Here is a 26,369-nt window from a genome sequence, read left to right as displayed (position 1 = left end):
ACCGCAGAGACGTAGACCCCGGGTCCGAGCGCTCCCTAGAACCGCACCCCGCCATGCCGGTAGCCGCGCAGTGTGTCGGCGGTCTTGGCGACCAGGGCCGCGCCCAGGTCGACCCCCAGGTACTCGGACAGCTCGAGGGTGCGGATCAGGATGTCGGCCAGTTCCAGGCTCAGCGCGTCGTCCGGCCGCCGGGCTGCCGGATCCAGGTCGACCGCCCGGTCCCGGATCTCCTGGAGCGCCTCACCCACCTCGCTCTGCAGCAGTGCCATCCGGGTCGCCGCCACATACGCCCGCCCGCTCGGATGCGCCCGCTCCACCTCGTCGGCCCCGGAGAACAGATCGATCTGCCGGGCGTACGCGTGCGCGCTGCGCTGTGCGTCGGGAAGGAGCCGGGCCAGCGCCTCGATGTGCCGCATCGCCTCACTCACCGGCGTCACCGTCCGTTTCCTGATCATCTGCCGGTCGTGTTCGTCACAAACCACTACCGAGCTCGGGCATATGCGCTTCAGCGGCTAGGTGGACATGAGGGTCGCTCGTATGATCCTCGCCATGTCAAACCCGCCCCACCTCGACGCGGAGACCGAGAAGATCCCGCTGCCGGAGCAGAGACCGGAGCAGAGCCGGGAGCAGAGCCCGGAGCTGGAGCCGCAGCCGGGCAAGCACAAGAAGCCGAGCCGTCGGATGCGGTATGTCCTGATCGCCCTGCTGGCGCTCGTGCTGCTCGGTGCCGGCGGCGCTGTCGCCGGCGGCTTCTACCTCCGGTCGGTCGAGAAGGGCATCGAGCGCGTCGACGCCTTCGACGGGGTTCCCGAGCAGGAGCGCCCGCAGAAGGAGGCCTCCGAGGCCCGCAACATCCTGCTGCTCGGCAGTGACTCCCGCGACCCGGAGAACACCGGCGGCTCCCGCAGCGACACCCTGATCGTCGCCCACCTGCCCGCCGACCGGTCCAGCGCGCAGCTCATCTCGATCCCGCGCGACACGTGGGTCGAGGTGCCCAGGAGCAAGGACGGCAAGCACGGCGGCCGGGAGGCGAAGATCAACGCGGCGTACGCCTGGGGCGGCGTCCCGCTGGTCGTGCAGACGGTCGAGAAGTACACCGGCGTCCGCATCGACAACGTGGCGATCATCGACTTCGCCGGGTTCCAGCAGATCGTCGACGCGGTCGGCGGCGTCGAGATCGACGTGCAGCAGGAGTTCACCTCGATCCACGAGCCGTACCGTAGATACGAGCTTGGTGTGCAGGAGATGGACGGCGCGACCGCCCTCGACTACGCCCGCCAGCGCAAGCAGTTCGCCGACGGCGACTTCGCCCGGATCCGCCACCAGCAGCAGGTGATCAAAGCCGTGCTGAACAAGGCCGTGTCCGCCGGCACCCTCACGAACCCGGGCCTGCTCACCGACCTGATCGAGGCGACCGCCGACGCGGTCTCGGTGGACAAGACCCTGTCCATCCTCGACACCGCCACCGAGATGAGCGGCCTGCGCGGCGGCGACCTCTCCTTCCTGACCAACCCCACCGTCGGCACCGGCAAGGTGGGCGACGAGAGCGTCGTCTTCCCCGACGAGGAGAAGGCCAAGGAGTTGTACGCCGCCGTCAAGCGCGACTCGGTCCCCGACATCCTGAAAGCCGCCGCGGAGTGACGGGGTCACTTCGCGAAGCCGGGGACTGACGGGCCGGGCTCCGCGAAGCCGGGGAGCGACGGGTCAGCTGCCGGACTTCGCTGCGGCGCGGTGGGCTTCGGCGACCTGCAGCGCGAGCTGACCGGCGAACTCCAGCGTGCCGATCCGCACCGCGAGGGCCCGCGTCGGATGCGGGTGGCCGTTGCGGGTGAGCCGTGCCAGCCAGCGTTTCTCCAGTTGGCGCCGCCCCACGACGGTCGCCACGGTGAGGCCGAGCAGTGCCGCGCCGACCACGGCCTTGCGCTTGTCGAACGGCGTCGCCGGCTCGTCGTCACCGGACACCGGCTGCGGCTCGGACACCGGGAACGGCCGGTCGCCGACGACGATCTCCTGCGGTGCGGAGCCGTTCGACTCGAACTCGTCCGGTTCGGGCTCCTTCGGTGAGGTGACCCAGCCGATCGTGGTCACGGCGACGGCGGTGCCGAACCGGGCAAGGCGGCGCTTGGCCGGTGGGAGTTCCCGCGCGGCGATCCAGGCGGTGCTGAGTGCGGCCTGCATCGCCGCGATCGCGACGGCACGCTGATAGGAGACGGAAGCCATGGCGAAACGGTAGCCCCGCCGGTCAACGGGATCAGCCGATCACAGGCCGGCGCTGCCGAGGACTGCCATCAGGGTCGGCTTGTTGCGGTGGGTGTGACGCAACGTGGCCAGGTAGTCGGTGAAGTCGGCACTTCCCGCCCGGTCGTGCAGTGCCCTCAGCTCGGTCAACAGGCGCGCGGCTTCGACGTACCCCTGCCTGGTCCTCTTGTCGATCTCCAGCTCCACCTGCCGCCGGAAGGCGGGAATCGTCTCCCCCGGATGGGTCTCGGCGCGGTCCAGGGCAAGCTGCCACATCAGGCCCGGACCGCAACTGTGTTTCACGGCGGCCGTCCACGCGCCGTCGGCGTCGCCGGAGGCACGCAGGATCTCCACCAGCGCGTCGGCCGCGTAGCCACCCGCCGCGGCACGCTCGTGCAGGAACACCTCGGCTCGGTCGGCCGTCTCGGTGAGCGTGCCGGCGCGCTCGGCCGCGTCCAGCAGCCTCCGGTGGCTCTGCGGACGGGGCGACCGGACGAAGAGGCTCCATCGCACGCCGGCCGCCTCGGCGAACGCCTCCGTCTCGGTGAGCACCTCGGCCAGCATCTCGTCGATCCGTACGTCCGGGTGATCGGCTTCGGTCAGCCCGCGCCGCAGCCACGAGATCGCCTCCGCCTTCCGCCCCGCCGCCCGCAACGCGGCGCCGATCTGCACATACCGATAGGCCTGCGGCAGATCCTCGGCGTAGAGGGCCACCAGCGCGTCGGTGTCGCGTGCGATGACCTTGAGATAGTCCTCGCGCAGCTGACGAATGGTCAGGCCGTTGTCGTCGGGTGTGGTGGCCAGCAGGTCGCGGTAGGCGGTCAGCCCCCGCGCCCCGAGGGCGTCGGCGAAGTCGGCGATCGACAGCTCCGGCCAGCCCGGACCGTTCACCTGGACGTCGATCATCCAGGAGGCGAGTTTCACCGGATCGGGTGGCGCCGCCCGGCAGGCGGCCGCATAGCCGGCCACCGCCTGGTCGAGGGCGTCCCCGATGCTGCCGGAGGAGTCGTCGGCCTGCTCGATGGTCTTCGCGATGTTGTGGATCGCCGTCAGATACAGCGGCCCGATCTGTGCGGGATGCGCCGTGGCCACCGAGTCCAGGGCGTCGATCACCTCGCGGGCCTTTCGCGCATACGCGAACCCGCGCCCGTACGGCAGGAACCCGCGTGCGCGCAAGCCGCCGACGAGACGGCGCAACTCCTTCACGTCCGGCCGGCCCCGTGTGGCCGCGCGCAGCGACAGCCGCCGGTACAGCGCCGGATCGTCGGCCGCCAGTTCCAGCAGAAGCTCCACCAGCGCCGGACCGTCCTCCGACTCCAGATGGGCGCGCAGATCGAAGCCGGCCTGCGGGCTCTGCCGCGCTGGTTCGGTGGCCAGCAGCGACAACCCGACGGCGACGCAGTGCTTGCAGAAGTTGCCGTCCTCGCCGTACGGGCAGGAGCACTCGCCCCGCAGCCCGCGCCGGTTGATCAGCCGGACCACATAGGACTCGGTGCCCTCGACGGTGGCGACCACCCCGTCCGGCAGTTCGTCGACGGTGCCGACCGCGCTGACGTAGTCGACGCCCCGCTCGTACGACTTCGAGCCGGCGAGGCGCCGCAGGTCCGCGTCCGTGAACCAGGTCATCACCACATCGAACCAGCGACACACGTCGGCGGCTCAGGCGGTCTCCAGAATCAGAGAGCCTCCGGGCCAGGGTCTGTGCCGGGCCGACCGGTGCACCCGCCGCCGGGTCCCGGGCGTTCTCGCCGCCCCCTCCGCGGGCGGTGACCCGAGCCCAGTGCCCGCGCCGAGTGCACCGGACGCCCCGGCGAAAGGCACTGTGCCCACCCGAATCGCTGATCGGGTGCGACGGCGACAGGGAACCAGCGTCGACGACCCGCCCACCCGATCCGCGGCCGGGCATGCCGCCAGACCCCCGGCTCCGGCAGCACCCTGGAGACCATTCGGAATCACGGTTCTGCGGCTCCCGAGAGGTCCGCCTCTGGGGCCGCCGGCGTCGGGGATACCGGCTCAGCCGTGCCCGTCATCCGCGACGCCCCTCGTTGATCCTTCTGTGTGGGCACGCGCGGGGGTGGTCGCGGCCCGTGGGCACGTGCGGGGGCGGTCGCGACCCGTCGTCACGCGCGGGGGTGGTCTCGGCCCGTGGTCACGTGCGGGGGCGGTCGCGACCCGTGGCCGCGCACGGGGGTGGGCGCACACGTAACGGTTACGTGTGCGCTGGTCGTCGTCCTGGCGGTGATGAAAGCCCACGATCAGGGTTTCGTGTGCGCTGGTCGTCGTGGGGGCGTGGGTGTGGTCGCACGATCAGTGTCCGTGTGCGCCCGTCATCGTCCCGCGGCTGGGCGGGGATGTGCTGATGACCGGTCCTCGAATCGCGGCGTGAACGGCGTCCGGCGACCTCATACCTGTGGAGGGCGCTGTGCCCGCCCGAACCGCTGATCGGGTGTGACAGGACGTGCATCGACGCTGATCTGGTGGCACTCGCACGTCGGCGATCCGGTCCTCGGTCCGGCCGGGCGAGTGTGGCCTGGAGGGTGAGGTAGCGGGCGGTTGCGGTCCGTTACGTTACCGGCATGCGCCGGCTCCTCGCCCTCGTCCCGTTTCTTCTCCTGCCGACCGCCTGCGGCGACCAGGGCGGCACCACCGCGTCCGCTCCGTCGTCGGCCCCGGCGACGACTGCAGCCACGACTGCGACGGCCGACCCGGCGCAGGCGACCACAGCGGCCCAGCCCACCGCGACGGCCGACCCGGCGCAGGCGACCACACCGGCCCAGCCCACCGCAACGGCCGCGGCGACGGCGGCACCCGTCGACGGCCAGCAGCACGCCATCATCAAGAAGATCGATCCGGCCACCCGCGTGTTGACGTACGACCTGGTCGAGTATTTCGTCGGCAAGGCGGCCGTGAAGGCGTGTGCCGACGACGGCGAGAAACCGGCCGACAGCGACTGGTGCGTGGGCTACTACATCCGGAACGACAACCCGAAGCTGCGCACCGCGACGTTCGCGCCCGGCGCCACGATCCGGGTGATCGACCTGGGCGAGTTGAAAAAGGCGGAGCTGGAACGACTGGAGCCGGGGACGTTGCTGCGTTTCGAGATCAAGAATCGCTCGATCATCACGGCTGATCAGGTGTTCCTGCCGTAACGCATCGACAAACTTGACAGTCTTAAGGAAGGTGCGGACACTCCTGGGATCCCCCGTCAACGCTCACATGCCCCGATGTGAACCGTGAAGGAATCCCCATGAGATCCCGCTCTCTCCGGATCGCGTTCATCGCGCTCCTCACCGTGGCCGGCACCGCCGTCGGCCTCCCACAAGCGTCTGCCGCGGCCTGCGGCGACGGCACCTTCCAGTCGCAGGTGACGGTCAGTGGCAGCACGTGGACCGCCCGCAACGCCGCGGGCTCCGCCGTCTACACCGGCACCGACTTCCGCACCGCCGTCCAGGCCGGCATCGGCAGCCTCACCGCCGGCCGCACCTCGATGCAGCGCGTCGTCGTCCGCGGCAACGGCACCATGTCCGCCGGGAGCCGCATCTCCCTCGCCGGTTACACGTCACTCTCGGTGTGCGGCACGATCAACGTGACCGGCTCCGGCAGCGGTGACTACGCGCCGATCTACGCCCGTGGCGTCAGCAACATCGAGGTGCCGTACCTCAATGTCACCGGCGCGCCGATCTACGGCATCTTCATGCGCAACGTCACCAACGTGTGGCTCGGTCAGATCGACATGCGGCTGAGCGGCGGCCTCGGCGTCCGCATCGACAACCGTGGCGACACCAGCCAGTGGACCCGCAACGTCCGCGTCGACAGCGTCTACGTGCAGGGCGCCGGCTCGCACGCGATGGAGACCTACGGCGTCGACGGCATCACCATCGGCACCGTCACCGCCCGGAACGTCGGCGAGTCCGGCCTGCTGCTCAACCAGACGATCAACGCGACCGTCGGCACCGTCGACGCCGACAACGCGGGCGCCGGCACCGGTTACGCGGCGTTCCGGATGGCCAACCGCAACGGCCGGGTCGGCAGTTCCTACCCCAACAACATCAAGGTCGGCACGGTCAAGGCCCGGGGTGGCGGCCGTGGTGTCTTCTGCGTCTCGGAGAGCGGCGGCGCCACCATCGACCGCGTCGACATCGCCAACACCGGCAACAACTCGATCCTGGTCGAGAACTGCTACAACGTCGTGGTGGCGGGCGTCTCCGGCACGGTCAGCGGCGGCGGCGAGATCCGCATCTCGGCCCGTACCGAGTTCCCGCCGTCGACCGGGATCCGGTTCCAGAACCTGACGGTCAGCAACACCAACATCCGCTGGAGCCCCTGCACGGGCAGCAACAACACCGTCAGCAACGTCACCCGCAACAACTCCACCCTGACCTGGTGCTGAGAAAGACCGATATGCGGTACGGGTCAGCCGGAGAACCGTGAGCTACACCGCGACGCAGTCGACTCGCCAGGCCGCGACGCGACCGCCGGGCTGAATGCGGTGGTGCCGGCGTGGGCGCTCTCGCACGCGAGAGCGCCCACGCCCCACCGTGGCCGGGATCGTCTGGTCGTTCGGCGGGTGTCAATGGACTTACCGGCGTGCGTGTGAATCGGATAGCGGACATCCGTGGAATGATGGTCATCTCATCGAATCCGGTAATGATGCATGCGGCGTACCGTTCGTTGAATGATCATTCGGAGATCGCATTCATGGCCGCTGAACTCAGCACCTCTGCTCGTCAGGCCCTCATCGCTCTGCTGGTGCGCGCGGAGCGGGTGTCGAATCCCGAGCTCCGCAAGGCTTACCGGATCGAGATCACGAAATCGGCCCGTGCGGAACTCGCCGCCGCCAAACTGATCGTTTTCGGAAAGGGCCCACGAAATGCGATCTTCTACGAACTGACCGACCTGGGGTGGGCGCACGCCCGCACCGAGTTCCGCTCGCCCCCACCGGACCGGGTCGCCGGCGCCTGGCTCCTGCACTACGCCACCCTGCGCCACCTGGCCGCCCACCTGGACCGCACCGACCAACAGCTCGCCGACGTGTTCGCCGGGCCCGACCCGGGCCCGTCCGCCGACCCCCGGCCCGCCGGCAGTGCCGGCAACGCGGGCAGTGCCGGCAACGCGGGCAACGCGGGCAGTGCGGGAAGTGACGACCGGGGCGGCGGCTCCGTCGAGGACCGGATCCGCAGCGCCTACCACGAGCTGGCCGAGGCTCCCGGCGACCTGGTCGGCCTGGCGGCGATCCGGCAGCGCCTGACCGGCGTCGACCGCACCGACCAGGACCGCGCCCTGACCGACCTGGACCGCCGCCGGGAGATCCACCTCGACCCTGACCCGGCCCGCCGGCAGCTGACCAGGGAGGCCCACGACGCGGCGATCCTCATCGGCGGCGAGGCCAAGCACCTGATCACGATCGGCCGCCCGTGATCGAGCAGGACCAGCGGCGCGCGCTGACCGAGTTGCGGCGCCTGGACTGGGCCCCCACCCCCGAGGACGTGTGGACCGACCTCGACGTCCACCTCGACGAGCTGAACGGGGCGGCCGGCGCGGCCGTGCTGAACGCCTTCGAGGAGGCCGAGGCGCGACGCACCGGTAGCCCCCTGGGCCTGGTCGTCGAGGGCCAGCACGGCTCCGGCAAGACCCACCTGCTGCGCTGGGCACGGGAGAAGGTCCAGCAGCGTGAGGGCTACTTCTTCCTGATGGGCATCGCGGACGGCCGCACGTTCTGGCCGAACATCGTGCACACCCTGCTGCGCGGGCTGCGCCGCTCCGGCTACTACCGGCACACCCAGCTCGCCATGTTCCTGGAGCGCCTCAGCGAACGCGCCGAGATCCCGAGCGCGCTGCGCCGGCAGATCCGCGGGCAGGCGCCACTCGCCCCGGCCGCCCTCGACGCGTTCGTGAACGGGGTCCGGATCGCCGACCCCGAGGCCGGCCGGGACTGCCGGTTCACGCTGCGGGCCCTGGTGCTGCTGGCCGCGACCGATCCCGACGTCGCCGACGTGGGGGAGTCCTGGCTGCTGTCGCTGGCCGAGCCGGCCCCCGCCGACGCCGAGCAGTGGGGCCTGCCCCGGGTCGGCAAGTCCGAACAGGACGTGGCGGTGGAGATCTCCCGGCTGCTCGCCCTCACCGGCCCGAGCATGCTGGCGGTCGACCAGATCGACGTCATCTTCGCGCAGAGCGACCCCGGCCGTACCGCGTCGATCGCCGCCGACCTCGGCCACGGATTGATGGACCTGCGGGAGAAGCTGTTCCGGACGGTGACCGTGGTCGCCTGCCTCCCGACCTCCTGGCAGCGGATCAGGCACGGCGCCCCCGGTGGCCGTTTCCGTCAGGAGAGCCGCCTGCGGCGGCTGCCGTCCGCCGAGGTGGGGGAGCGGCTGATCGCGGCCCGGTTCGCGCCGCTCTTCGAGGCGGCCGAGTTCAAGCCGCCCCACCTCACCTGGCCGATCCTGCCGGAGGCGTTCGACAGCGCGCCGGACCACACGCCACGGCAGTTGATCGAACGCGCCGACGAGCACGTCCGCTACTGCCTGGCCCGCGACGAGGTCGTTCCGCTCGCCGACCTCGCGGCGCACCGGGAGAGCGAGGCGCCGCCGCCGCGCCCGGCCGCAGAGGAGCAGCTGTCCCGTCTGGCGGCCCGCCTGCGGCAGCTCCGCGAGGCAGCCGACGTGACGGCCGCGCTGGACCCGGCGACCGAGGACGCGGTGATGTCCCGGCTGCTGGAGGCCGGGTTGCGGGCGTGGGCCGTCGAGCGGGGCGGCGGCCGGTTCACCGTACAGCCGGTCGAGCAGGGCAACCCGTCGGCGCACGCCCGGCTCTGCGAGACCCTCGACTCGGAGATCGAGGACGAGGCCCACTGGTACTTCCGCGGGCTGGCCCACCCCAACGCGCGTGCCGTCCAGGCCCGGCTGGCCCGGTTGCGCAGCCTCGCCGGGCTCGACCCCGCGGTCAGCAAGCGGCGCGCGATCCTGCTCCGCAACGGCGACTGGCCGACGGGGCCGGTCAGCTCCCGCATGCGCACGGAGTTCCTCGACCTCGGCGGCGTCATCACCACCGTCGACCCGGACGATCTGCGCACCTTCGCCGCCCTGGCCGTCCTGCTGGAGGAGAACGACCCCGTCCTGCCCGACCTCCTGCGCGCCGATCACCCGGCCGGGCGTACCACCCTGTTCCGCGCCGTCCTCGGCGAACCCGCAGACTCGTCCGCGGCCGTCCCGTCCGCCGTCGTCCCCCTGCCGTCGTCTCGTCTGTCGCCGTCCCGCCCGTCGCCGCCGGGACGCCGGCGGGGGTGCCGTCGGTGCGGGCCGGCGTGGTCACCGAGTCCGGCGCTGCGGTCGAGCTGACCCTGGAGTCGCTGCGCAAGCACACCGTCATCTTCGCGGGCTCCGGCTCCGGCAAGACCGTCCTGATCCGGCGGCTCGTCGAGGAGTGCGCCCTGCACGGCGTCTCGGCGATCGTCCTGGACCCCAACAACGACCTGGCCCGCCTCGGCGACGCCTGGCCGCAGCCGCCCGAGTCGTGGACCGGCGACGACGCGGCCCGCGCCCGCGCCTACCTGGACGGCACCGACGTGGTCGTCTGGACCCCGCGCCGCGAGTCCGGTCGCCCACTGATCCTTCAGCCGCTGCCCGACTTCGCCGCCGTCCTCGACGAGCCCGACGAGTTCGCCCTGGCCCTGGACGCGGCCGTCGCCACGCTCGCCCCGCGCGCCCGGATGGCGTCCGGCACCGCCAAGGCCGACCGCGGCCGGGCGGTCCTGCGCAAGGCCTTGGAGCATTTCGGGCGTACGGGCGGACGCGGCCTCGCAGACTTCGTCGACCTGCTCACCGACCTGCCCGACGAGGCCACCACCCTGGGCCGGGCCCGTGAGCTGGCCGCCGAGATGGCCGAGACACTGAAAGCCGCGATGGTCAACGACCCGCTCCTGGAGGGCGCCGGCACCCCCCTGGACCCGGGTGTCCTGCTCACCCCGGCGGACGGGCGCCGGGCGCGGGTCTCGGTGATCAACCTGATCGGGCTCAACAGCGAGGAGCAGCGGCAGAGCTTCGTCAACCAGCTGCAGATGGCGCTCTTCTCCTGGATCAAGCGCCACCCGGCCGGGGACCGCCCGCTCGGCGGCCTGTTCGTGATGGACGAGGCGCAGACGTTCGCCCCGTCCGGCGCGCAGACCGCCTGCACCGAGAGCACCCTGGCGCTGGCCGGGCAGGCCCGCAAGTACGGATTGGGCCTGATCTTCGCCACCCAGGCGCCCAAGGGCATCCACAACCGCATCGTCGGCAACGCGGCCACCCAGTTCTTCGGGTTCCTGAACAGTCCCGCCCAGATCGCCGCGGCCAGGGAGGTGGCACAGGCCAAGGGCAGCGCCGTCCTGGACATCTCCCGCCTGCGGACCGGCCAGTTCTACGCCGTCACCGAGGGCCGCCCGTTCCGGAAGATCTCCACCCCCTGTGCCTGACCCACCATCCGTCCAGCGCCCTCACCACCGAGGAGGTACTCCGCCGAGCCCGGCCCTGACGCACAGCAGCCGGGCGTACCGTCATCATCGTGCGCAAAATGGCCGTACCGCTGATCGTGGGTGTGCTCGTCCTCGCCGGTCTGTATCTGGTGAGAAGGCCTCCGGCCGTCGATGAGGTCCGGGCCCGGACGACCGTCGCCGCGGCCGCCCCGGCCGCTCGCAACGTCATCTTCATCAACGGTGACGGCATGGCCGCCGCCCATCGCGAGGCGGGCCGGCTGTTCCTCGCCGGGCCGGGTGGCAGCCTCGTCATGGACCGGTTCCCGTACTCCGGCCGGCTCAGCACCAGCCCGGCCGACCCGGCCTCGATCGTCACCGACTCGGCTGCCGGGGCCAGCGCCTGGGCCACCGGCCGGCGCACCTACAACGGCGGGGTCAGCGTCGACACCGACGGCAAGGCGCTGCCGACGCTGGGCGCACAGGCGAAGAAGGCCGGCAAGGCGACCGGGCTGGTCACCACCGCGCAGGTCACCGACGCGACCCCGGCCGCGTTCTTCGCCAACGCCGTCGACCGCGACGCCCAGGACGACATCGCCCGGCAGTACCTGGACGTGTCGAAGCCGGACGTGATCCTCGGCGGCGGCGAGGACTGGTGGCTGCCCAAGGGCAGGCCGGGCGTGCACCCCGACCGGCCCGCCGCCGATCCGGCCGAGTTCAGCGTCGGCACCAAGGGCGATCTGATCGCGAAAGCCCGCAAGAACGGCTACCAGTACGTCTCCACCGCCACCCAGCTCGCGGCGGCCGGTCCCGGCAGGCTGCTCGGCCTGTTCGCCAACGAGGAGATGTTCCAGCAGCGCAGTGAGGGCAAGGGCGACGTCTACACGCCGGCCGTCGGCCTGGCCACCATGACGGAGAAGGCCCTCGCCACCCTGTCCACCGATCCGGACGGATTCCTCCTGCTGGTCGAGGAGGAGGCCGTCGACGAGTTCGCGCACGCCAACAACGGCCGCCGCGTCCTGCAGGCGATGGGTGAGCTGGAGCGGGCCGTCGCGGTCGCGAAGGCCTTCGCCGACGCGCACCCGGGCACCCTCGTCGTCGTCACCGGCGACCACGAGACCGGTGGCCTGGCCGTCGCCGACCCCACCGGCGTCGCCGGCGAGGACGGCCCGTTCCCGGTCAAGGGCACGAGACTCCGCTTCGCCATGAAGTGGACGACTGGCGGCCACACCGCGCAGGACGTGCCGGTCACCGCGTACGGCGCGCTCGCCTCCAAGTTCGCCGGCAAGCATCCCAACACGTACGTCCACGAGGTCCTCGCCCCGATCCTGACCGGCTGAACCGGGCCGTCCCACCGGGTGCTCCGCCATGCCGGGACCCCATGGGAAGGGACACGTCGATGGGCGGGCGTCCGATCACCGCAGACCCGCCACCGACCGGTGGGCAGGCGTAGGACGGCGCTGTGCGGGAACCCGAAAGACCATGACGACAGACGGCAGCGACATCCGCCCACCCCTCAGTGCCGAGCGGCCCGATCCGCCCGGTGACCAGGTCGAGGCGCCCGACATCGAGGTGCCGGCCGACAACCGGGTCGAACCGGACAGTGCGGGCTCCGACGAGGGCGAGGCCCCCGACTAGATCGTGAATCCGCCGTCCACGTCGACGGTGGCTCCGGTGATGTGGGCAGTCTGCGGATGTGACCTGATTTATATTTACGAACGGTCGGTCGTTTTGTAGGTTCGAGGTATGACACAGGACGGCAGGCTGGTGCGTGGCGAGCGCACCCGCAGCGCGGTGCTCGAGCAGGCGCTGCTGCTCGCCACCGTCTCCGGGCTCGACGGGCTGTCGCTGAGCCAGGTCGCCGATGCGCTCGGGGTCAGCAAATCCGGGCTCTTCGCGCACTGGCGTTCCAAGGAGGCCCTCCAGCTCGCCGTCGTCGACCAGGCCCGCCGGCAGTGGACCGAGCGGGTCATCCGACCGGCGATGACCGCCCCGCCCGGGGTGCGCCGGCTCTGGGCCGTCCACGACAGCCGGATCGCCTTCTACGAGTCCGGCGTGCTGCCCGGCGGCTGCTTCTTCGCCAACGCCCACTTCGAGTTCAACGCCCGCCCCGGCGTCGTCCGCGACCGGCTCGCCGCCGAGCTGACCGACTGGATGACCTTCCTGACCGGGCTCGCCACCGAGGCCGTCACGATCGGTGACCTGCCGGCCGGCGTCGACCCCGGGCAGCTCGCGTACCAGATCGAGGCGCTCGGCGTCTGCGCCGTCATGCAGTCCCCGGTCCTGGGCGCCGAGACCACCTGTCGCCAGGCCCGCAGCTCCCTTCTGGAGCACCTGCGCGCCATCGCCACCGACCCCACGAAACTCCCGGAGCGGATATGACCACGCTGACCGTCACCCACGGCGCCGTCGAGCACACCCCGGTGCACTTCGACGACCTCGACGCCATGGGCATCCTGCACAACTCCCGCTACGCGGTCCTGGTCGAGCGCGCCATCGGCCAGTGGTGGGCCGACCGGGGCGTCTCCTTCACCGGCGGCCGCCCGACCTCACCCGACGCCTTCAACGCCGTCCGCGAGTATGCGATCACCTTCCACCGCCCGGTGACCTCGGTCGGTGACATCGCCGTCCACTTCTGGCTGGCCAAGCTCGGCACCACCAGCGCCGACTACCGCTTCCGGGTCACCTCCCTCGACGGCGCCGACGTCTACGCCGAGGGCCGCCGGGTCAACATCCGCCTCGACCCGGCCACCATGCGCCCGGCCCCGTGGACCGACCACGCCCGCGAGATCGCCGCCCCGCTTCTCGGCGCCTGAGCCCTGCCCCGGCCGTCGCGGTGGCTACTTCCTGCGGCCCGCACGGATCACGGCCACCGTCAGCGCGGCCAGGCCCAGCACGACGACGAGACAGCACAGCAATTGCCACGGTTTGATCGCGCCCATGGCCGCCGACCGTACCGGCGGCCGGGCCGCGGCGGGCACGCGGCACGCCGCTCGCGGCGGGAGACATCGACTGTCTTGCAAGGACAGACCCACGACGCGGTACGGCAGACCGGCTCAGCGGACCATCTGGAAGGATCGCCGGATGTCCGAGGACCGTCTGATGCGCATCGACAGTGCCGAGTACCAGGCCATGATCGAGCGAGTCCTGCGAGCGACCGAGCTCACCTCTCGCCTCAATGTCCTGCCCTTCGAGGACGAGGAGGGCAAGGCGATGCTGTTCGAGCAGATCCTCGGGCGCCCACTACCGGTCGAGGCCACGATCTACCCGCCGTTCTACACCGACCACGGCCTGCGCCTCGAGTTCGGCGGGGGAGTGTTCATCAACCAGAACTGCACATTTCTCGACTACGCGGGGATCCGGCTGGGTGATGGCGTGCTGATCGGCCCCAGGGCCACGTTCATCACGGTCGGCCACCCGGTGGATCCCGAGGACCGGCGGGGCTGGCTGAGCGGCGCACCCATCGACGTGGCCGAGAACGTGTGGATCGGCGCCGGTGCGACGATCCTGCCCGGCGTCAGCATCGGACACGACGCCGTGATAGCCGCCGGTGCGATCGTGGCCGACGACGTCCCGCCGGCCAGCCTGGTGACAGGCACCAAGGCGGCCGTGCGCCGCACCTGGTGACCGGATCCTCGGCCGGTCACGCCACCACCGGCTCGAAGAGCGCGACGTAGGTCGCATCGACCCGTGACCCCACGAAGCCGCCGCTGCCCCGAGGAGGTCGACGTACGGCGCCGTGTCCGATCGTCCGGCGGGCGCCGCACGTCAGTAACCGCGGCATCTGAGGCTCAAGCGCTCTGGTGAGGGCCTCGGAGCGCGCGCCACTCGCCGAGCTCGCCGGCCTGCCCGTGGCGAAGAAAGGCGCGCACCAGCTCCCACGCGCGATGGACCTCCAGGACGACGTCGCCGGTGAACCGCGCCAACTCGTCCATGACCGGCACCTGGACGTACGCCTCGTCGGGCACGGAGCGATCCCCGGCGAGCAGAAAGGACTGCGCGACGGGGGAGACGACGAGCAGATGGATCACCGCGTACTCACCGCGGAACCCGATGGCCAGCCGCGGAGACGCGATCTCGGGAATCTCCACTTCGATGTAGCCACGGACGCGGCGGCGGCGCAGCTGACGGAAGCGGTCGTCCACCGCCGCCGCGTCGGACGGCACCGGTGCAGGACGAAAACGCCGCGAGCCTGCCTCCGTCGCGGACCACACCACATCCATCGCCGGAGTGTAGGGGTGCGATTCCCGGCCCTCTCCGCCACGGCATCGGAAGCCCGGGGGCATTTGACAGACTCGCCGTATGACGAATCAACCCTCGGTGCCGGCCGTGGTGGTGCGGGCCGCGGACGGCGAGTCGATATCAGCGGCTGGGGTGTCGCACCTTTTCAAGCTGACCGGCGAGCACACCGGCGGCCGCTTCGGCTTCGAGGAGTTCGTCGTGCCGCCGGCCACGCTGGGGGCACGGCCGCACATCCACCGGGGCCACGACGAGTTCTTCTACGTCCTGTCGGGCGAACTGACGGTGGCAACCGAGGGCGGCGAGATCGTGCTCGGTCCCTCGGACCTGGCGGCGGCATGCCGCGGTGCGGTGCACGGCTTCCGTAATGCCAGCGAGGACACTCCGGTCCGGGCCCTCTGCATGTACACCCCGCCGGGTTACGAACAGTACTTCCGCGACGTCCACGCCGCGGTGGCCGCCGGCACCGAGCTCACCGTCGACCTGCTCTCGGAGCTGCGCGGCCGATACGAGACCGACAGCCTCTGAACTCAGCGTCACCGCGGATCACCGCTCTGCCTCGATGACGGTGAACGAGCCGCCGGCCAGCGGCCCTGGCGGGACCATGGCGGGGTGAAGCTCATTGCTCGTCTCGAGCCGGGAGCCGAAGGCGCAACAGACGTCCGGCGAACCTCGGCCCGACGTGTCGGACGTCGACCAACCGCATCACGCCCCGGGCGATCTTGCGATGGACTGACCGCCAAGCCGCCTTCCGCCTTCAAAGAACTTGGGAAAAAGCTTGCATGTTGTCATGCATATGCAGGTAGCATCTAGCGGGCCGGGTCGCCTCCCGGTGATGCCCGATGGAAGGAACGCAACCATGACGACAGCCATCGTGAACGCCCGGATCTTCGACGGAGTGGACGTCCTCGACGCGAGCACCCTGGTCATCGAAGGTGACCGGATCGCCTCCGTCGGTGAGCCGGTGCCGGCCGGCGCCGAGATCGTCGACGCCACCGGTGCCACCCTGCTGCCCGGGTTGATCGACGCGCACGTGCACACGAGCCGGGCCGGCCTCGCGCTCGCGCTGCGGTTCGGGGTGACGACCGAGCTGGAGATGCAGGGCACCAACACCCGCGACAACCGGCGGCAGATCAGCGACGACGACACGGTCGCGGACGTACGGTCGTCGGGTTTCGGCATCACGCCGCCGGGCGGGCACCCGAGCGAGCTGTTCCCGAAGGACTTCCGGCCCGGGCCGCCGCCCGGTGCGCCGTCCGCCGGCAGGGGGCCGGCCGTCCCGGATCCGGTGATCCCGTACTCGACCACACCGGAGGAGGCGGTCGCGTACATCCCGAGACTGATCGAGACCGGTTCGGACTACATCAAGTTCATGGTCGATGACGGCTCGGTCGAGGGCCACCCCGGCCTGCCGATGCTCGACCAGGCGACGCTCGACGCCGGCGTGGCCGAGGCCCGGCGGCACGGCATGCTGACCGTCGCCCACGCGCTGACCATCGACGCCACCCGGATGGCGATCGACGCCGGCATCGGCGGCCTCGTCCACCTGTTCATGGACCGGCCGCACACCCGGGAGATCATCGACCTCATCGCCGGCTCCGGGGCGTTCGTCGTCCCGTGCGTGGTGCTCAACGCGTCGATGATGGGCATCACCGGCGCTGAGCTGGCCGACGACCCGCGGGTGGCGTCACGGCTGGACGAGCAGTGGATGGCGACGCTGCGGTCGAGCTTCGGCCACTATCCCCAGGGCGACATCGGCGACGTGCTGACCTCGGTGAAGGTCCTGCACGACGCGGGGGTGGACATCCTGGTCGGTACGGACGTCTCCGTGCCCTTCCCGTTCCTCGGCGGGCTGGCACACGGCGCCAGCGTGCATCACGAACTGCAGTACCTCGTCCGGGCGGGACTGACGCCGGTCGAGGCGCTTCGGGCGGCGACCAGCACCCCGGCCGGACGGTTCGGCCTGAGCGACCGCGGCCGGATCGGCGCCGGTCTGCGCGCGGACCTGCTGCTCGTGGACGGCGATCCCACCACGACGATCAGCGACACCCTGAACACCCGCGCGGTGTGGCGTCGCGGCACCCGGCTCGCCGACGCGGCCGTCGCGCGGTGAGCGGATCACCGTTCGGCGAGAAGCATGCACATCGTCCGTACATGCTCGGCGCAAATATGTGCCGGCAGCAGGCAAGGCATAGACTTCCCCGGTGATCGAACGGAGTGGAGATCGGGCGAGCCCGGACCCGGACCTGCTGGACGCGGTCGGTCCCGCTTTCGCCCGGCTACGCAGGCGCACCGCGCAGATCCCGGTGACCCCCGCCGTCGAGCCCAAGGACATCAACCGCAACCTCGTGTTGAACGTGATCGACGAGGCCGGCGAGGAGATGAGCGTCGGCGGGGTGGCCGAGGCCCTGGCCATCGACCCGTCGGTGGCCAGTCGCATGGTCTCCGACTGCATCTCGCACGGATTCCTCGTCCGGATGCCCTCGCAGGCCGACGGTCGGCGGGCGGTCCTCCGGCTGACCGGGGACGGCATCGCGTTGCGTGATCGCTTCCGGTCACAGCAGCGCCAGGCCTTCGAGTACATCACTCGGGACTGGCCCGAGAGCGAGCGGCGGGAGCTGGCCCGTCTCATCGTCAAGTACGCCGACTGCGCCGAGAAGGCGACGAGGAAGCGCTGAACCCGGCACACCGAGAGGCCCGGCATGGGAACGACCGGGCGCGGTACGACCGCGCCCGGCCCGGTGGTCAGATGCGGTCGGCTGCGATCAGCAGGTAGTGGAAGCTGTTCTCGCGGTACGCGGTCAGGAACGACTCCTCGATGCCGGTGGCCACCTCGGAGTGGGCGCGCAGCTCCCAGTACGGGATGGTCGCCGCGGTCAGGTCGATCACGTTGATCGGGACGAGGCCGTTCGCGGCCAGGGCCTTGAAGTACTGGCTCCGCGGGTGGATGTCGCAGGTGTAGTGCTCGTTGATCCGGCTGACCGCCTTGGAGCGCAGGCCGGTCACGTCGTTGGCGCAGCCGGTGATGCAGACGTAACGGCCGCCGAAGCGCAGCAGGCGGGCGAACTCGGCGTACAGGTCGAAGAGGTCGACGTACATCGTGGTCTCGTTGGTCCAGATCGCCTGCCGGGTGTTGCCGGGCAGCTGGGTCTCCAGCATGTTGCGGAAGTGGAAGCGGACCTTGTCGGCGATGCCGCGCCGTGCGGCCTGCTCGTTGGCGAAGCCGACCTGGTATTCGGAGATGGACACGCCGTCGACCTCGCAGCCGAACCGCTGGTGCGCCATGATGCTGGTGCCGCCGCGACCGGAGCCGCCGTCCAGGATCAGGTTCTCCGGGCCGATCGGGCCCAGGTGGTCCAGCAGCAGGTCGGCCTGGGCGCTCTCCAGGCGGTGCAACTCGGCGATGATCCGCTGCTCGCGGGTGTCGGCCGGGCCGTCGAGGACCGCCGGATCGTACGGCCCCACGCCGTAGTGGTGGTGGTAGAGGTCGTCTACCTCGCCGAGGCGCAGGTTGACCGGGTCGTGCCGGTTGGTGTTCCAGTACGCGGCGACGGACTTCTCGAAGTCGGTGCGGAGGATCGTGCTGGTCATCATCAGCTCCCATGGTTGTATCGGCCGGTGGTCGCGTGCCATCGGCGGCTGCCGCCGAGCCAGGCCCAGGTGTCCGCGAGGAAGCGCCGCAGGTTCGGCGATCCGGTGGCGCTGAGCCGGCCGGCAAGCCCGACGAAGGTGTGCATCAGCTCGTTGTGGATCTCGACGGTGCGGGCCATCGCCTCCCGATGCCCGAGACCCTCGTTGACCTGCAGCACCCGCGGCAGGTTGAAGTCGGTGTCCGACTCGGCCGGGCCGGAGTGCAGGTCGTTGACGAGCACCGCCGCGTTGCCGGCGGTGGTGTAGGCGCGGCGCACGTCCGGGTGGTAGAACTCGTGGGCCGGCAGCTCGTACCCGGCGAGCACGTCGACCAGGATGATCGGCGGCAGGTAGCTGTTGAGATGCCGCTGGACCAGGTATTCCCAGACCGGCGGGGTGCGCCGGTTGACGTGCCAGTCCGCCTCCTGCGTCCACGCCAGGAAGAGGATCGCCATCTGGTGCTGGAAACGCCCCAGCTGCGCCGGCGAGGCGTAGACCGACAGGTGCTCCACGGCGGTGCGGAACGCCTCCGAGATGGGTTGCAGCCGGTGGTACGTCGCCATGTCGCCGGCGTACCGCGGAACCAACTGGGCCGGGTCGACCACCGAGATCAGCCGGGCCAGCCGGGAGCCGACCACCTGCGGCTCGGCGCCCAGCTCCACCTCGTCGACGTAGTAGTCGTCCGCCGCCCACTCGGCGACCAGGCATTTCGTGGCCATGAGCAGGCGATCGGGATCCTGGACGGCGGGGTGGGCGAGCATCATGAACCGGCCGAATCCGTACGACCGGAGCTTGTCCAGCCTGCCGGGATAGATCCCGACGTCTCGGGCCCAGGCGATCAGCCGGTCATCGACGGTGGCGCCGAGCGCCGGGTCGTCCCGGATCGCGTCGGGGCAGAACAGATGACCATCGGGCGGCGGGTCGACCAGTGGCCCGAGAAAGGCTCTGGCCGCGGACATGCCGAGGCCCGGAAGCAGACGCCGCAGGTCGGCCGGAGGCGCGCCGCGCAGATCCGAGGTGATCGACATGTCAGTGCGAGAGCTCGACGTGGTCGAGGATGCCGAGCGCGTCCGGCACCAGCACGGCCGCCGAATAGTAGGCGCTGACCAGGTACGCCATGATGGCCTGCTCGTTGATGCCCATGAACCGCACGTTGAGCCCAGGCTGGTACTCGTCCGGGATCCCCGTCTGATGCAGGCCGATCACGCCCTGATTGGACTCCCCGATCCGCATCGCCAGGATCGACGTGGTGTGCGTGTGGCTGATCGGGATCTTGCCGGACGGCAGTATCGGCACGCCCCGCCACGACGGCACGGTGTGACCGTCCATCTCGACCGTCGGCGGGTAGATGCCACGCTTCGTGCACTCGCGGCCGAACGCGGCGATCGCCTGCGGATGCGCCAGGAAGAACTTGGTGTTGCGCCGCATGCTCAGCAGCTCGTCCAGGTCGTCGGGAGTGGGCGGGCCGCTGCGGGTGTGGATGCGCTGCCGCAGGTCGGCGTTGTGCAGCAGGCCGAACTCACGGTTGTTGACCAGCTCGTACTCCTGGCGCTCGCGCAGCGCCTCGACGGTGAGCCGCAGCTGCTGCTCCAACTGGTCCATCGGATCGTTGTAGAGGTCGGCGACCCTGGTGTGGATCTTCAGGATGGTCTGCGCGACGCTCAGCTCGTACTCACGCGGGTTGGTCTCGTAGTCGACGTAGGTGCCGGGCAGGGTGGGCTCACCGGAGTGTCCGGCGGCGACCGCGATCGCCGCCTCCCCGTGCTTGTTCTGCGGGAGGCGGCTCTTGTCCCGGAATCCCTCGACGTGCTGGCGCAGGTTCTCGCTGCGCGACGTCAGCTCGGCGAACGCCGCCCGGGGCAGCGCCAGGATGGTCACCGCGGTCATCGCCTTGGCGGTGTACGCCCAGATCGGGTCGTCGGCCACCAGGACCTGCTCACCGAACCTCTCCCCGTCGGCGAGCACCCCGAGGCTCAGCGGGTCGCCGTACGCGCCCACGCCGACCTTGTCGACCTTGCCGTGCGCGATCAGGTAGAGGTGGTCGGCGACCGACCCGAACTCGACGATCACCTCACCCGGCTGGTACTCGTACTGGACGAACCGTTCGGCGATCCCGCGCAGCAGCTCCTCGTCGTCGATCCCGGCGAGCACCTCGATCTCCCGCAGCTCGCCCGGCACCACGTGCACCGAGGCGCCGGTGTTGGTGAAGGTCAGCCGGCCGTCGCCGAGCCGGTAGGTCATCCGCCGGTTCACCCGGTAGGACCCGCCTTTCACCTCGACCCAGGGCAGGGCGCGCAGCAGCCACCGGGAGGTGATCTCCTGCATCTGCGGGACCGACTTGGTGGTGTGGGTCAGGTTCCGTGCGGCGACGGTGCTGAGGCTCTGCCGGTATTCCTGATCCTGTTCCTCACGGGTCTTGGCCGGTTTCACTGAACTGGTCACGGTAGTCAACGCCCCGTTTCATCCCGGAATATGGCTTATATCTAGCCCGTTTTATCCCAGATAAGCGCAGGTCAAGTCGGCTTTGGCGGTTTTGTTGATTAACCGCACCCCGGCACCCGGCCCGGGTGCCGGCCAGGGACTCACCCTGGGGCGACCCCCTGGTGCCGCGAGCGACAGTCGTCGGCGTAGGCACACCAACCAGGGAGCTGACGATGGTGAACTTCAAGATCGAGGTCGTGGTGCTGCCGGTCGCCGACGTGGACCGGTCCCGTGACTTCTACAAGGGCCTCGGCTTCCGCGAGGACGTCGACTTCACCGGTCCGAACGGATTCCGGGTCGTCCACCTCACCCCGCCCGGATCGGCCGCGTCGATCATCATCGGCACCGGGGTCAGCGACGCCGAACCCGGCTCCGCCAAGGGCGTGCACCTGATCGTCGACGACATCGTCGCCGCCCACGACCACCTGGCCGCCCACGGCGCGCGGGTCAGCGAGGTCTTCCACGACGCGGGCGGTGTCTTCCACCACGCCGGGACCACCGACCGCGTCGACGGCCCGCACCCGGACCGGCAGTCGTACGGCTCGTTCCTGTCCTTCACCGACCCGGACGGCAACGAGTTCGTCCTCCAGGAGGTCACCGAGCGCCGGCCGGGCCGGATCAGCCACGTCGTCTACGACTCGGTCGCCGCCGTCGAGGCTGCCCTGCGCGACGCCGCCGTCGCCCACGGGGAGTACGAGGCCACCCGGCTCGGCGGCGTACACGACGAGGAGTGGCCCGCCTGGTATGCCGCCCACATGGCCCGCGCCGCCGGGCTCGTATGATGGCGTCGACCCGTATCACCGGTCCGGGAACCATGTCGCAGATGGGCCGGTGACCTCGACGAACCGAGGAGGGATGGGCGGCGCGTTCGCTGCTGCCCATCTTCTGGAAGGTTCGTCATGGACATCGGTCTTGGACTGCCCGTCGGCGCCCCCGAGCTGTTGCTCGACTGGGCCCACGCCGCCGAGGCGCACCGCTTCAGCACTCTCGCACTGCTGGACCGTCTCACCTATCACAACCCCGAGCCGCTGACCGCGCTCGCCGTCCTGGCCGGGGCCACCCGCCGAGTGCGCCTGCAGACCGAGGTGCTGCTCGCGCCGCTGCGGGAGACCGCGCTGCTTGCCAAACAGGTCGCCACGCTCGACCGGATGGCCGGTGGCCGGTTCGTCCTCGGCGTCGGCGTCGGCGGGCGCGAGGACGACCACCGCGCGGCCGGCACCCCGATCCACCGGCGGGGGCGCATGCTCGACGCCCGACTCACCGCTCTCCGGGAGATCTGGGACGGGCAGCCGTACCGGGACACCGTCATCGGGCCGCGGCCCGCCACCCCCGGCGGGCCGCCGATCCTGATCGGCGGATTCGCGCCGGCCGCGCTGCGCCGGGTCGCGCTCCACGCCGACGGGTTCCTCTGCGCGGCCGCGCTCAGCTGGGCCGGTCCGCTCGTCGAACAGGTCCGCGAGCAGTGGGCCGAAGCCGGCCGTCCCGGCACGCCGCGCCTGGTCACCCAGATCAACGTCGCCGCCGGGAGCGCCGAGACGATCGAGCAGGCGCGCCGGGCCGTCGCCGGCTACTACGCCTTCACCGGCCGGCCCGGCTGGGGCGCGCCGATCAGCGATCCGGCGGAACTCGCCGACATGATCGCCGCACATCGCGAGTTCGGCGCCGACGAGCTGATGCTCTACTGCTGGGGCGACGACCCGGAACAGGTCGAACACCTGGCCGCCGTCGTCGCGCAGGGCCGCCCTGATCCGGACGACCACCGATAACGCCTTTCCTGTACGGCCGCCACCGCTGTCTCACGGCCGTTGAGGCAGCGGTGGGAGCCGGCCGGGTGGTCAGTGCCGGGCCTCGACCGCCCTGATGGTCTGGTCGAGCGCCCGGCCCAGGAACGATCTGCCCACCGTGCCCAGTAGGAGACCGATCACCCGGCCCTTGAGGTTCCTGCCCTCGCGCACCACCACGGCGTCCAGGGCCGTGCCGCCGTCCGGGCGCCGGGACAGGTGGTACGTGTGCCCGGACGCCCCGCCCCACACGTTGGAGTCGGTGGTCCTCATCACCACCCGGTACGGATCCGACCAGTCGTAGCTCAGCCGCTCCCAGACACCGCCGCCGCCCTCGGTCACGTCCGCGTGCGTCGGCCCCCGATCGTGCACCTTCAGGAACGCGTCCGAGCTGTTGCCGAAGATCTTCTCCCGGCCCGGCCCGAAGTCGGTGATCGCGGCGACGAACTGCTCGGGGGTGACCGACATGGTCCTGTGGAAGCGAATCGTTGACATGTGACGATCCTGGCCGGGAACGGCCGCCGTCGAACCCGGGTGGAACCCTGGCAGGCACCCTGGCCCCGGTAGTGTCCGGGCGGGCACTGCCGGGAAGGACGACATGGCACTCGAACTGCGCGGGCGGCATCGCGAGCGGGAGACACTCGACCGGCTCCTTGGCGACGTGCGGTCGGGTCGCAGCCGGGTGCTGGTGCTGCGCGGCGAGGCCGGGGTCGGCAAGACCGCGCTGCTCGACTACCTGACCGGGCACGCCCCGGCCGGCCGGGTGATCCGCTCCGCCGGGATCGAGCCGGAGACCGAGCTCGCCTACTCGGCGCTGCAGCAGCTGTGCGCCCCGCTCCTGGAGCACCTCGGCCGGCTCCCCGAGCCGCAGCGTGACGCGCTGTCCACCGCGTTCGGCCTGAGCACCGGCCGCCCGCCGGAGGGCCTGGTCATCGGGCTCGCGGTCCTCGGCCTGCTCGCCGAGGCGGCCGCCGAGCAGCCGCTGATCTGTGTCGTCGACGACGCCCAGTGGCTGGACCGGATGTCCGAGGTGATCCTCACCTTCGTGGCCCGGCGCCTCGACGCCGAGTCGGTCGCGCTGATCTTCGCGGTTCGCGGGCAGGGCCTCGACGGGCTGCCCGACCTGGCGGTCGACGGGCTGCCCGACGCCGACGCCCGCGCCCTGCTCGACTCGGTGCTGCCCGGCCTGGTCGACGCCCGGGTCCGCGACCGGATCGTCGCCGAGACCCGGGGCAACCCGCTCGCCCTGCTCGAACTGCCCCGCGACCTGTCCCCGGCCGAGCTGGCCTTCGGCCTGGGCGGACAGGCCGGCGGCGGTGGCCGGTCCGGCACGGTCCCGGGGCGGGTCGAGGAGACCTTCCAGCGCCGCATCGCCGCCCTGCCCGAGGACTCCCGCACCCTGCTGCTCGTCGCCGCTGTCGAACCGGTCGGCGACATCCCGCTGCTGTGGCGGGCCGCCGCGCTGCTCGGCGTCGGTCCCGAGGCGGCCGCCCCCGCCGAGGCCGCGGGACTCGTCGAGTTCGGGGCACGGATCCGGTTCCGGCACCCGCTGGTCCGGTCGGCCGGCCACCGCTCGGCCGAGCCCGCCGAGCTGCGGGCCGTCCACCACGCGCTCGCCGAGGTCACCGACGCCGACCGTGACCCCGACCGGCGCGCCTGGCACCGGGCGCACGCCGCGGTCGGTCCGGACGAGCGGGTCGCCGCCGAGCTCGAACGCTCCGCCGGCCGCGCGCTGGCCCGGGGTGGACGGGCCGCGGCCGCGTCGTTCCTGGAACGGGCGGCCGAGCTCACCCTCGACCCGGAGGCGCGCGCCGCGCGTACCATCGCCGCCGCCCGTGCCCGTTTCGTCTCCGGCGGCGTCGCCGCCGTCCCCGAGCTGCTCGCCGCGGCCGAGCTCGGCCCCTACGACCCGGTCCGGCAGGCCGAGATCGAACGGCTCCGGGCCCGCGTCGCGTTCGCCGTCAACTCCGGCCGCGCCGCCGTCACGCCACTGCTCGAAGCCGCCGGCCGCCTGTCCTCCCTGGACGCGGCCGCGGCCCGCGCCACCTACCTGTCGGCTATCGGCGCGGCCGTCAACGCGGGCCGACTCGGTGGCGACGACCTGCGCCGCGCCGCCGAGGCCGCCCGCACCGCCCCGCCCGGCGACGAGCCGGCCGGACGCCTGCTCACCGCGTTCACCACATGGAGCCTCGACGGGCACACCGCCGCGGTGCCCCTGTTCCGCCGGGCCGTCGAGCAGGTCACCGCGGAGAACGACCTCGACCTGCACTGGCTGGCCGGCATGGCCGAGCACGAGATCTTCGACGACACCTCGTTCCTGACCCGCACCGAGAGGACGGTCGCGTTCGCCCGCCGCGAAGGGCTCCTCGCGCTGCTGCCCGGCGCCCTCACCTTCCGGGCCACCGCACTGATCTATTCCGGACGGTTCGCGGACGCGTCCGACCTTCTCGGCGAGGCCGGGGCACTCGCGTACGCCACCGGGCCGTCACCACACCCGGCCACCGCCGCGATCCTCGCCGCCCACCGCGGCCGCACCGGGCCGGCCCTCGAAGCGATCGGGTCCTTGCAGACCGAGGCGCGGGCCGGCGGGGTCGGCTGGCTGCTCGGCGTCGCCGGATACGCGCGGGCGGTGCTGCACAACGGGCACGGCGACTACCCGGCCGCGCTGGCCGCCGCACGGCAGGCCACCGAGCACGACGACCTCGCCGTCCTCCAGTGGGCGCTGGGAGAGTTGGTCGAGGCGGCTGCCCGTACCCACGACATCGATCTTGCCAAGACGGCGCGGGACCGCCTCGCGTCGCGTGCCACCGCGTCGGGCAGCGGATGGGCACGCGGCACGCTGGCCCTGGCCGACGCGCTCGTCGGGACCGACGCCGAAACCTCCTACCGGGAGGCGATCGAGCAGCTCGCGGGCACCCGGCTCGACCTGCAGACGGCCCGCGCGCGGCTGCTCTACGGCGAGTGGCTGCGCCGGGAGAACCGCCGGGCCGACGCCCGGCTCCAGCTGCGGCCGGCGCACGACGCCTTCGCGACGATGGGCGCGGAGGGCTTCGCCGAGAGGGCGTCCCGGGAGCTGCTCGCCACCGGCGAGACGGTGCGCAAGAGGATCACGGGGGTACGGGAGGAGCTCACCGCCCAGGAGGGGCAGATCGTCCGGCTGGCCGCCGCCGGTCGGACGAACCCGGAGATCGGGGCGGTCCTGTTCCTCAGCCCGCGCACGGTCGAGTGGCACCTGCGCAAGATCTTCGCCAAGCTCGGCGTCACGTCGCGCCGGGAGTTGGCCGCCTCGGTTTGAACCGATTCCCGCCGGGAGCCGGCCGCCTCCGCCTGAACCGTGATTCCCGCCCGGGGTTGACCGCCTCGGTCTGAACCGTGATTTCCGCCGGGGTTGGCCGTCTCGGTCTGAACCGATTCCCTCCGGGAGTCGGCCGCCTCAGTCGGAACCGATTCCTCCGGGAGTTGGCCGCCTTGGTCTGAACCGTGATTTCCGTCCGCCTGATTCTCAGTGTCATGGGAGTAGGTCAGCCTCCTAGGATGCTATACCGGGCCGGAGG

The 26,369-nt window shown here is 71.3% G+C and carries 25 protein-coding genes; 17 read left to right on the top strand and 8 right to left on the bottom strand.

Annotated elements, in window-relative coordinates; all coding sequences use genetic code 11:
• Positions 1–35: 35 nt before the first annotated feature.
• Positions 36–428 carry a hypothetical protein gene (locus tag ACQPZW_RS37080; RefSeq protein ID WP_433790665.1) on the bottom strand — a complete coding sequence of 131 codons (393 nt, stop codon included), beginning with the start codon at positions 426–428 and terminating at the stop codon, positions 36–38.
• Between the two features lie 253 nt (positions 429–681).
• On the opposite strand from ACQPZW_RS37080, the gene ACQPZW_RS37075 reads away from it, so the two are divergent.
• Positions 682–1,641: an LCP family protein gene (locus tag ACQPZW_RS37075; RefSeq protein WP_433797732.1), complete on the top strand. Its 960-nt coding sequence runs from the start codon at positions 682–684 to the stop codon at positions 1,639–1,641.
• 63 nt (positions 1,642–1,704) lie between these two features.
• On the opposite strand, the gene ACQPZW_RS37070 is transcribed toward ACQPZW_RS37075, so the two are convergent.
• Positions 1,705–2,220 carry a hypothetical protein gene (locus ACQPZW_RS37070; protein ID WP_433790664.1) on the bottom strand — a complete coding sequence of 172 codons (516 nt, stop codon included), beginning with the start codon at positions 2,218–2,220 and terminating at the stop codon, positions 1,705–1,707.
• A 39-nt stretch (positions 2,221–2,259) separates the two neighbouring features.
• Entirely contained in the window at positions 2,260–3,864 is a 1,605-nt protein-coding gene (locus ACQPZW_RS37065; protein ID WP_433790663.1) for an SWIM zinc finger family protein, read from the bottom strand.
• Between the two features lie 950 nt (positions 3,865–4,814).
• Here ACQPZW_RS37065 and ACQPZW_RS37060 point away from each other — a divergent pair.
• The 10 genes from ACQPZW_RS37060 to ACQPZW_RS37015 all read left to right on the top strand — a co-directional run bounded on the left by ACQPZW_RS37060 (position 4,815) and on the right by ACQPZW_RS37015 (position 14,311).
• Positions 4,815–5,387: a hypothetical protein gene (locus tag ACQPZW_RS37060; RefSeq protein WP_433790662.1), complete on the top strand. Its 573-nt coding sequence runs from the start codon at positions 4,815–4,817 to the stop codon at positions 5,385–5,387.
• Positions 5,388–5,485: 98 nt separating this feature from the next.
• The gene (locus tag ACQPZW_RS37055) at positions 5,486–6,628 is read left to right on the top strand and encodes a hypothetical protein (RefSeq protein ID WP_433790661.1); all 1,143 of its coding nucleotides are present in this window, start codon (positions 5,486–5,488) and stop codon (positions 6,626–6,628) included.
• A gap of 308 nt (positions 6,629–6,936) precedes the next feature.
• Positions 6,937–7,656 carry a hypothetical protein gene (locus ACQPZW_RS37050; RefSeq protein WP_433790660.1) on the top strand — a complete coding sequence of 240 codons (720 nt, stop codon included), beginning with the start codon at positions 6,937–6,939 and terminating at the stop codon, positions 7,654–7,656.
• Positions 7,653–9,575, top strand: a complete 1,923-nt coding sequence (locus tag ACQPZW_RS37045; protein ID WP_433790659.1) for a hypothetical protein — start codon at positions 7,653–7,655, stop codon at positions 9,573–9,575. Before ACQPZW_RS37050 ends, ACQPZW_RS37045 begins: the two co-directional genes overlap by 4 nt.
• Positions 9,530–10,687 carry an ATP-binding protein gene (locus ACQPZW_RS37040; RefSeq protein ID WP_433790658.1) on the top strand — a complete coding sequence of 386 codons (1,158 nt, stop codon included), beginning with the start codon at positions 9,530–9,532 and terminating at the stop codon, positions 10,685–10,687. Before ACQPZW_RS37045 ends, ACQPZW_RS37040 begins: the two co-directional genes overlap by 46 nt.
• 98 nt (positions 10,688–10,785) lie before the next feature.
• The gene (locus ACQPZW_RS37035) at positions 10,786–12,024 is read left to right on the top strand and encodes an alkaline phosphatase (protein ID WP_433790657.1); all 1,239 of its coding nucleotides are present in this window, start codon (positions 10,786–10,788) and stop codon (positions 12,022–12,024) included.
• Positions 12,025–12,166: 142 nt separating this feature from the next.
• Positions 12,167–12,322 carry a hypothetical protein gene (locus ACQPZW_RS37030; protein ID WP_433790656.1) on the top strand — a complete coding sequence of 52 codons (156 nt, stop codon included), beginning with the start codon at positions 12,167–12,169 and terminating at the stop codon, positions 12,320–12,322.
• A 108-nt stretch (positions 12,323–12,430) separates the two neighbouring features.
• Positions 12,431–13,066, top strand: a complete 636-nt coding sequence (locus tag ACQPZW_RS37025; RefSeq protein WP_433790655.1) for a TetR/AcrR family transcriptional regulator — start codon at positions 12,431–12,433, stop codon at positions 13,064–13,066.
• A complete protein-coding gene (locus tag ACQPZW_RS37020) occupies positions 13,063–13,500 on the top strand; it encodes an acyl-CoA thioesterase (protein ID WP_433790654.1) in 438 nt (145 codons plus the stop codon). Before ACQPZW_RS37025 ends, ACQPZW_RS37020 begins: the two co-directional genes overlap by 4 nt.
• A gap of 268 nt (positions 13,501–13,768) precedes the next feature.
• Positions 13,769–14,311: a DapH/DapD/GlmU-related protein gene (locus tag ACQPZW_RS37015; protein WP_433790653.1), complete on the top strand. Its 543-nt coding sequence runs from the start codon at positions 13,769–13,771 to the stop codon at positions 14,309–14,311.
• Positions 14,312–14,475: 164 nt separating this feature from the next.
• Here ACQPZW_RS37015 and ACQPZW_RS37010 read toward each other — a convergent pair whose 3' ends face one another.
• Entirely contained in the window at positions 14,476–14,907 is a 432-nt protein-coding gene (locus ACQPZW_RS37010) for a hypothetical protein (RefSeq protein ID WP_433790652.1), read from the bottom strand.
• Positions 14,908–14,986: 79 nt separating this feature from the next.
• Here ACQPZW_RS37010 and ACQPZW_RS37005 point away from each other — a divergent pair, with 79 nt between their 5' ends.
• The 3 genes from ACQPZW_RS37005 to ACQPZW_RS36995 all read left to right on the top strand — a co-directional run bounded on the left by ACQPZW_RS37005 (position 14,987) and on the right by ACQPZW_RS36995 (position 17,601).
• Positions 14,987–15,451 (top strand): cupin domain-containing protein, encoded by a 465-nt coding sequence (locus ACQPZW_RS37005; RefSeq protein WP_433790651.1) that lies wholly within the window; start codon positions 14,987–14,989, stop codon positions 15,449–15,451.
• 331 nt (positions 15,452–15,782) lie between these two features.
• The gene (locus ACQPZW_RS37000) at positions 15,783–17,036 is read left to right on the top strand and encodes an amidohydrolase family protein (protein ID WP_433790650.1); all 1,254 of its coding nucleotides are present in this window, start codon (positions 15,783–15,785) and stop codon (positions 17,034–17,036) included.
• A 91-nt stretch (positions 17,037–17,127) separates the two neighbouring features.
• A complete protein-coding gene (locus tag ACQPZW_RS36995) occupies positions 17,128–17,601 on the top strand; it encodes a MarR family winged helix-turn-helix transcriptional regulator (protein WP_433790649.1) in 474 nt (157 codons plus the stop codon).
• A gap of 67 nt (positions 17,602–17,668) precedes the next feature.
• Here the strand turns inward: ACQPZW_RS36995 and ACQPZW_RS36990 are convergent, their stop codons facing one another.
• The 3 genes from ACQPZW_RS36990 to ACQPZW_RS36980 are packed head-to-tail and all read right to left on the bottom strand — an operon-like array spanning position 17,669 to position 20,995.
• Entirely contained in the window at positions 17,669–18,517 is an 849-nt protein-coding gene (locus ACQPZW_RS36990; protein WP_433790648.1) for a geranyl diphosphate 2-C-methyltransferase, read from the bottom strand.
• A complete protein-coding gene (locus ACQPZW_RS36985; RefSeq protein WP_433790647.1) occupies positions 18,517–19,581 on the bottom strand; it encodes a family 2 encapsulin nanocompartment cargo protein terpene cyclase in 1,065 nt (354 codons plus the stop codon). The genes ACQPZW_RS36990 and ACQPZW_RS36985 overlap by 1 nt, the downstream gene beginning before the upstream one ends.
• 1 nt (position 19,582) lies before the next feature.
• Entirely contained in the window at positions 19,583–20,995 is a 1,413-nt protein-coding gene (locus ACQPZW_RS36980) for a family 2B encapsulin nanocompartment shell protein (RefSeq protein ID WP_433790646.1), read from the bottom strand.
• A 212-nt stretch (positions 20,996–21,207) separates the two neighbouring features.
• Between ACQPZW_RS36980 and ACQPZW_RS36975 the strand changes: the two genes are divergently transcribed.
• Together ACQPZW_RS36975 and ACQPZW_RS36970 are read left to right on the top strand one after the other, a co-directional pair.
• Positions 21,208–21,816: a VOC family protein gene (locus tag ACQPZW_RS36975; protein ID WP_433790645.1), complete on the top strand. Its 609-nt coding sequence runs from the start codon at positions 21,208–21,210 to the stop codon at positions 21,814–21,816.
• Between the two features lie 117 nt (positions 21,817–21,933).
• Positions 21,934–22,800 (top strand): LLM class flavin-dependent oxidoreductase, encoded by an 867-nt coding sequence (locus ACQPZW_RS36970; RefSeq protein WP_433790644.1) that lies wholly within the window; start codon positions 21,934–21,936, stop codon positions 22,798–22,800.
• A 69-nt stretch (positions 22,801–22,869) separates the two neighbouring features.
• Here the strand turns inward: ACQPZW_RS36970 and ACQPZW_RS36965 are convergent, their stop codons facing one another.
• Positions 22,870–23,310, bottom strand: coding sequence for a hypothetical protein (locus tag ACQPZW_RS36965; protein WP_433790643.1), 441 nt, complete (start codon positions 23,308–23,310; stop codon positions 22,870–22,872).
• A gap of 103 nt (positions 23,311–23,413) precedes the next feature.
• Between ACQPZW_RS36965 and ACQPZW_RS36960 the strand changes: the two genes are divergently transcribed.
• Positions 23,414–26,110 carry an AAA family ATPase gene (locus ACQPZW_RS36960; RefSeq protein ID WP_433790642.1) on the top strand — a complete coding sequence of 899 codons (2,697 nt, stop codon included), beginning with the start codon at positions 23,414–23,416 and terminating at the stop codon, positions 26,108–26,110.
• Positions 26,111–26,369 lie beyond the last annotated feature (259 nt).

The sequence above is a fragment of the Actinoplanes sp. CA-252034 genome, from assembly GCF_050956125.1.
GTDB lineage: Bacteria > Actinomycetota > Actinomycetes > Mycobacteriales > Micromonosporaceae > Actinoplanes.
This window is presented reverse-complemented; position numbering and strand designations above follow the sequence as displayed.

What these genes read in the sequence shown, in the direction of transcription:
- ACQPZW_RS37075 (WP_433797732.1), top strand. Translation starts at nt 682, where the DNA reads ATGCGGTATGTCCTGATCGCCCTGCTGGCGCTCGTGCTGCTCGGTGCC.
- ACQPZW_RS37070 (WP_433790664.1), bottom strand. Translation starts at nt 2,220, where the DNA reads ATGGCTTCCGTCTCCTATCAGCGTGCCGTCGCGATCGCGGCGATGCAG.
- ACQPZW_RS37065 (WP_433790663.1), bottom strand. Translation starts at nt 3,864, where the DNA reads ATGACCTGGTTCACGGACGCGGACCTGCGGCGCCTCGCCGGCTCGAAG.
- ACQPZW_RS37060 (WP_433790662.1), top strand. Translation starts at nt 4,815, where the DNA reads ATGCGCCGGCTCCTCGCCCTCGTCCCGTTTCTTCTCCTGCCGACCGCC.
- ACQPZW_RS37055 (WP_433790661.1), top strand. Translation starts at nt 5,486, where the DNA reads ATGAGATCCCGCTCTCTCCGGATCGCGTTCATCGCGCTCCTCACCGTG.
- ACQPZW_RS37050 (WP_433790660.1), top strand. Translation starts at nt 6,937, where the DNA reads ATGGCCGCTGAACTCAGCACCTCTGCTCGTCAGGCCCTCATCGCTCTG.
- ACQPZW_RS37035 (WP_433790657.1), top strand. Translation starts at nt 10,786, where the DNA reads ATGGCCGTACCGCTGATCGTGGGTGTGCTCGTCCTCGCCGGTCTGTAT.
- ACQPZW_RS37030 (WP_433790656.1), top strand. Translation starts at nt 12,167, where the DNA reads ATGACGACAGACGGCAGCGACATCCGCCCACCCCTCAGTGCCGAGCGG.
- ACQPZW_RS37025 (WP_433790655.1), top strand. Translation starts at nt 12,431, where the DNA reads ATGACACAGGACGGCAGGCTGGTGCGTGGCGAGCGCACCCGCAGCGCG.
- ACQPZW_RS37020 (WP_433790654.1), top strand. Translation starts at nt 13,063, where the DNA reads ATGACCACGCTGACCGTCACCCACGGCGCCGTCGAGCACACCCCGGTG.
- ACQPZW_RS37015 (WP_433790653.1), top strand. Translation starts at nt 13,769, where the DNA reads ATGTCCGAGGACCGTCTGATGCGCATCGACAGTGCCGAGTACCAGGCC.
- ACQPZW_RS37010 (WP_433790652.1), bottom strand. Translation starts at nt 14,907, where the DNA reads ATGGATGTGGTGTGGTCCGCGACGGAGGCAGGCTCGCGGCGTTTTCGT.
- ACQPZW_RS37005 (WP_433790651.1), top strand. Translation starts at nt 14,987, where the DNA reads ATGACGAATCAACCCTCGGTGCCGGCCGTGGTGGTGCGGGCCGCGGAC.
- ACQPZW_RS37000 (WP_433790650.1), top strand. Translation starts at nt 15,783, where the DNA reads ATGACGACAGCCATCGTGAACGCCCGGATCTTCGACGGAGTGGACGTC.
- ACQPZW_RS36990 (WP_433790648.1), bottom strand. Translation starts at nt 18,517, where the DNA reads ATGATGACCAGCACGATCCTCCGCACCGACTTCGAGAAGTCCGTCGCC.
- ACQPZW_RS36985 (WP_433790647.1), bottom strand. Translation starts at nt 19,581, where the DNA reads ATGTCGATCACCTCGGATCTGCGCGGCGCGCCTCCGGCCGACCTGCGG.
- ACQPZW_RS36975 (WP_433790645.1), top strand. Translation starts at nt 21,208, where the DNA reads ATGGTGAACTTCAAGATCGAGGTCGTGGTGCTGCCGGTCGCCGACGTG.
- ACQPZW_RS36970 (WP_433790644.1), top strand. Translation starts at nt 21,934, where the DNA reads ATGGACATCGGTCTTGGACTGCCCGTCGGCGCCCCCGAGCTGTTGCTC.
- ACQPZW_RS36965 (WP_433790643.1), bottom strand. Translation starts at nt 23,310, where the DNA reads ATGTCAACGATTCGCTTCCACAGGACCATGTCGGTCACCCCCGAGCAG.
- ACQPZW_RS36960 (WP_433790642.1), top strand. Translation starts at nt 23,414, where the DNA reads ATGGCACTCGAACTGCGCGGGCGGCATCGCGAGCGGGAGACACTCGAC.